This is a genomic window from Lysobacter sp. 05T417 (assembly GCF_056396405.1).
The window spans coordinates 1-5,754 of the sequence record NZ_JBFTLK010000012.1; the positions used below are offsets into that span (position 1 = coordinate 1).

Sequence of the window (5,754 nt, forward strand, 5' to 3'; positions counted from 1 at the left end):
ACGCGGCGGGACGCGGAAAAGGCGGTGTGGTTCGAGGCGGTTGACGGTTCTCGGACATGCTGTAAGATGCGCGGCCCGGTGGTCCTGGGGCGGTCCGAAAGGACGCTGAACGGGCCGGCGGGAAGCGAAAAAAGATCTCGGCACGGTGTTGACGGAATCGAAATTCGCTGTAAGATAGTCGGCTCCCTCGGGCACTTTGGYGCGGCGGGGTGAGACGGGAAAGGCGCTGAGGCCGGCCCCGAAGATCTTTGACAGTGTGCGCAGGTAACTTGTGCGGACGTCTGGCTAGTGGATGGTTGTCCATTGAGCAGATGTTCGTACCAAGCAACAACGATTCAAATGCATGCAAATGCAAGCGAGTAATTGGTGCCTGGAACGAGCTTTGCACTCAAAAAATTTGGATCTTCGGATCCATGCAATTTTAAGTGAAGAGTTTGATCCTGGCTCAGAGTGAACGCTGGCGGCAGGCCTAACACATGCAAGTCGAACGGCAGCACAGCAGTAGCAATACTGTGGGTGGCGAGTGGCGGACGGGTGAGGAATGCATCGGAATCTGCCTATTTGTGGGGGATAACGTAGGGAAACTTACGCTAATACCGCATACGTCCTACGGGAGAAAGTGGGGGACCTTCGGGCCTCACGCAGATAGATGAGCCGATGCCGGATTAGCTAGTTGGCGGGGTAAAGGCCCACCAAGGCGACGATCCGTAGCTGGTCTGAGAGGATGATCAGCCACACTGGAACTGAGACACGGTCCAGACTCCTACGGGAGGCAGCAGTGGGGAATATTGGACAATGGGCGCAAGCCTGATCCAGCCATGCCGCGTGTGTGAAGAAGGCCTTCGGGTTGTAAAGCACTTTTGTCCGGAAAGAAAAGCTTCGGGTTAATAACCCGGAGTTATGACGGTACCGGAAGAATAAGCACCGGCTAACTTCGTGCCAGCAGCCGCGGTAATACGAAGGGTGCAAGCGTTACTCGGAATTACTGGGCGTAAAGCGTGCGTAGGTGGTTTGTTAAGTCTGATGTGAAAGCCCTGGGCTCAACCTGGGAACTGCATTGGAAACTGGCTGACTAGAGTGCGGTAGAGGGGTGTGGAATTCCCGGTGTAGCAGTGAAATGCGTAGATATCGGGAGGAACATCTGTGGCGAAGGCGACACCCTGGACCAGCACTGACACTGAGGCACGAAAGCGTGGGGAGCAAACAGGATTAGATACCCTGGTAGTCCACGCCCTAAACGATGCGAACTGGATGTTGGGGGCAACTTGGCCCTCAGTATCGAAGCTAACGCGTTAAGTTCGCCGCCTGGGAAGTACGGTCGCAAGACTGAAACTCAAAGGAATTGACGGGGGCCCGCACAAGCGGTGGAGTATGTGGTTTAATTCGATGCAACGCGAAGAACCTTACCTGGCCTTGACATGCACGGAACTTTCCAGAGATGGATGGGTGCCTTCGGGAACCGTGACACAGGTGCTGCATGGCTGTCGTCAGCTCGTGTCGTGAGATGTTGGGTTAAGTCCCGCAACGAGCGCAACCCTTGTCCTTAGTTGCCAGCACGTAATGGTGGGAACTCTAAGGAGACCGCCGGTGACAAACCGGAGGAAGGTGGGGATGACGTCAAGTCATCATGGCCCTTACGGCCAGGGCTACACACGTACTACAATGGTAGGGACAGAGGGCTGCAAACCCGCGAGGGCGAGCCAATCCCAGAAACCCTATCTCAGTCCGGATTGGAGTCTGCAACTCGACTCCATGAAGTCGGAATCGCTAGTAATCGCAGATCAGCATTGCTGCGGTGAATACGTTCCCGGGCCTTGTACACACCGCCCGTCACACCATGGGAGTTTGTTGCACCAGAAGCAGGTAGCTTAACCTTCGGGAGGGCGCTTGCCACGGTGTGGCCGATGACTGGGGTGAAGTCGTAACAAGGTAGCCGTATCGGAAGGTGCGGCTGGATCACCTCCTTTAGAGACTAAAGACAGCAAATTGCTGGTCGGACGTCCGCACAAGTAACCTGCATTCAGAGTTCCGGGTCGCCCCAGTGGGGTGGCTGCGGGAGCGTCCCCGGATCCCTCCAGGGAATTCGATGGGGCTTTAGCTCAGCTGGGAGAGCACCTGCTTTGCAAGCAGGGGGTCGTCGGTTCGATCCCGACAAGCTCCACCACCTTGGGCGAAGACCCTTGCCTGGCGATTGTGCCGGCGGGAAACACTTTGGGTCTGTAGCTCAGGTGGTTAGAGCGCACCCCTGATAAGGGTGAGGCCGGTGGTTCGAGTCCTCCCAGACCCACCACCTACGAAGTGGCTTCCTGCTCCTGGACAGAAATGTTTGAAACTCTGATTGCGCACACTAAATATTGAAGCAGCTGGGCGTTGAGGCCCATTTGCGTTCTTTGAAAATTGGGAATTGTAGCGAGCGTTTTGAGACGAATTGTGTCCATGACGTGTCGTGAGGCTAAGGCGAGTGTCTTCGGACACTTTATTAATTGAGTCGTTATATTCCAGACCGGGCTTTGTACCCCTGGTCCGAATGTAGCTCCAAGGCAACTTGGGGTTATATGGTCAAGCGAATAAGCGCACACGGTGGATGCCTTGGCGGTCAGAGGCGATGAAGGACGTGGCAGCCTGCGAAAAGTGCGGGGGAGCTGGCAACAAGCATTGATCCCGCAATGTCCGAATGGGGAAACCCACCTCGCAAGAGGTATTGCATGGTGAATAAATAGCCATGCAAGGCAAACCCGGAGAACTGAAATATCTAAGTACCCGGAGGAAAAGAAATCAACCGAGATTCCCTCAGTAGTGACGAGCGAACGGGGACCAGCCCTTAAGTTGATTGAGTTCTAGCAAAACAACCTGGAAAGGTTGGCCATAGACGGTGACAGCCCGGTATGCGAAAGAGCTCTTCCAATGAAATCGAGTAAGGCGGGGCACGAGAAACCCTGTCTGAACATGGGGGGACCATCCTCCAAGGCTAAATACTCCTGACCGACCGATAGTGAACCAGTACCGTGAGGGAAAGGCGAAAAGAACCCTGGTGAAGGGAGTGAAATAGACCCTGAAACCGTGTGCGTACAAGCAGTCGGAGCCCGCAAGGGTGACGGCGTACCTTTTGTATAATGGGTCAGCGACTTACTGTTCGTGGCGAGCTTAACCGTATAGGGGAGGCGAAGGGAAACCGAGTCTGATAAGGGCGCATAGTCGCGGGCAGTAGACCCGAAACCGGGTGATCTAGTCATGCCCAGGGTGAAGGTTGAGTAACATCAACTGGAGGCCCGAACCCACTCCCGTTGCAAAGGTAGGGGATGAGGTGTGATTAGGAGTGAAAAGCTAATCGAACCCGGAGATAGCTGGTTCTCCTCGAAAGCTATTTAGGTAGCGCCTCCTATGAATCTTCCTGGGGGTAGAGCACTGTTATGGCTAGGGGGTCATTGCGACTTACCAAACCATGGCAAACTCCGAATACCAGGACAGAATGTAGGGGAGACACACGGCGGGTGCTAACGTCCGTCGTGAAAAGGGAAACAACCCAGACCCACAGCTAAGGTCCCAAATTCATCGCTAAGTGGAAAACGATGTGGAAAGGCACAGACAGCCAGGAGGTTGGCTTAGAAGCAGCCACCCTTTAAAGAAAGCGTAATAGCTCACTGGTCGAGTCGGTCTGCGCGGAAGATTTAACGGGGCTAAGCGATGAACCGAAGCTTGGGGTGCATAACTTTGGTTATGCGCGGTAGAGGAGCGTTCCGTAAGCCGTTGAAGGTGGATTGAGAAGTCTGCTGGAGGTATCGGAAGTGCGAATGCTGACATGAGTAACGATAATGCGGGTGAAAAGCCCGCACGCCGAAAGCCCAAGGTTTCCTTGCGCAACGTTAATCGACGCAGGGTGAGTCGGCCCCTAAGGCGAGGCAGAAATGCGTAGTCGATGGGAAGCTGGTTAATATTCCAGCACCTCGCGTAAGTGCGATGGAGGGACGGAGAAGGTTAGGTTGGCCGGGCGTTGGTTGTCCCGGTGAGAGAGTTGAGGCGGTTCCCTTTGGCAAATCCGGGGGAGCAACGTTGAGACTAAGGACCAGCCCATTAGGGCGAAGCAACCGATATCACGCTTCCAGGAAAAGCTCCTAAGCTTCAGCTTACGCAGACCGTACCGTAAACCGACACAGGTGGGCAGGATGAGAATTCTAAGGCGCTTGAGAGAACTCGGGTGAAGGAACTAGGCAAAATAGCACCGTAACTTCGGGAGAAGGTGCGCCCTTTCTGGTGAATAGCTGGGAGGGGCCGCAGTGACCAGGCCGCTGCGACTGTTTATCAAAAACACAGCACTCTGCAAACACGAAAGTGGACGTATAGGGTGTGACGCCTGCCCGGTGCCGGAAGGTTAATTGATGGGGTCAGCCGCAAGGCGAAGCTCTTGATCGAAGCCCCGGTAAACGGCGGCCGTAACTATAACGGTCCTAAGGTAGCGAAATTCCTTGTCGGGTAAGTTCCGACCTGCACGAATGGCGTAACGACAGCGGCGCTGTCTCCACCCGAGACTCAGTGAAATTGAAATCGCTGTGAAGATGCAGCGTTCCCGCGGCAAGACGGAAAGACCCCGTGAACCTTTACTATAGCTTTACACTGAACGTTGAGTTCTTCTGTGTAGGATAGGTGGGAGGCTATGAAACGCAGGCGCTAGCTTGCGCGGAGCCAACCTTGAAATACCACCCTGAAGTGCTTGACGTTCTAACCTAGGTCCGTAATCCGGATCGGGGACCGTGTATGGTGGGTAGTTTGACTGGGGCGGTCTCCTCCCAAAGTGTAACGGAGGAGCACGAAGGTACGCTCAGCGCGGTCGGACATCGCGCACTGTGTGCAAAGGCATAAGCGTGCTTGACTGCAAGATCGACGGATCAAGCAGGTACGAAAGTAGGTCTTAGTGATCCGGTGGTTCTGTATGGAAGGGCCATCGCTCAACGGATAAAAGGTACTCCGGGGATAACAGGCTGATACCGCCCAAGAGTTCATATCGACGGCGGTGTTTGGCACCTCGATGTCGGCTCATCACATCCTGGGGCTGTAGTCGGTCCCAAGGGTATGGCTGTTCGCCATTTAAAGTGGTACGCGAGCTGGGTTCAGAACGTCGTGAGACAGTTCGGTCCCTATCTGTCGTGGGCGTTGGAGATTTGAGAGGGGCTGCTCCTAGTACGAGAGGACCGGAGTGGACGAACCTCTGGTGTTCCGGTTGTCACGCCAGTGGCACTGCCGGGTAGCTATGTTCGGAAGCGATAACCGCTGAAAGCATCTAAGCGGGAAGCGCGCCTCAAGATGAGATCTCCCGGGAGCTTGACTCCCCTAAAGGAACCATCAAGACCAGGTGGTTGATAGGCTGGGTGTGTAAGTGCAGCAATGCATTGAGCTAACCAGTACTAATGATCCGTGTGGCTTGACCATATAACCTCAAGTTGCTTTGGCCTCCGATACGTCGGACACCATTCGCCAAAAACTTGCTACAATTCCCAACCCATTCGCCAACACGGAATACATCCCGTGAAAGCAACCCAACGAGAGCGTGCGCGCAACTCAGTWCAWCGAGACCTGCGACCCTCCACCCTCTCCCTGGTGATAATAGCTGTGTGGTCCCACCCGATCCCTTTCCGAACTCGGAAGTGAAACGCACATGCGCCGATGGTAGTGTGGCCTAAGCCATGCAAGAGTAGGTCATCGCCAGGGGCTTTACCCTAAAACCCCCAGCCGAAAGGTTGGGGGTTTTTCTTTGTGCGC

Annotated in this window: 2 tRNA genes and 3 rRNA genes; all 5 read left to right on the forward strand. The window is 54.8% G+C overall.

The features are described 5' to 3' along the window. Positions 1 to 422: 422 nt before the first annotated feature. Positions 423 to 1,967: ribosomal RNA gene (locus tag AC1DER_RS17115) — 16S ribosomal RNA — on the forward strand. Positions 1,968 to 2,088: 121 nt separating this feature from the next. Then, positions 2,089 to 2,164, forward strand: a tRNA-Ala gene (locus tag AC1DER_RS17120). A 49-nt stretch (positions 2,165 to 2,213) separates the two neighbouring features. Beyond that, positions 2,214 to 2,290 (forward strand) — tRNA-Ile (locus tag AC1DER_RS17125). A 267-nt stretch (positions 2,291 to 2,557) separates the two neighbouring features. Next, a 23S ribosomal RNA gene (locus AC1DER_RS17130) occupies positions 2,558 to 5,424 on the forward strand. Positions 5,425 to 5,588: 164 nt separating this feature from the next. Beyond that, positions 5,589 to 5,703 (forward strand): 5S ribosomal RNA (rrf, locus tag AC1DER_RS17135). The 16S, 23S and 5S rRNA genes sit together here with 2 tRNA genes alongside, the layout of an rRNA operon. Positions 5,704 to 5,754 lie beyond the last annotated feature (51 nt).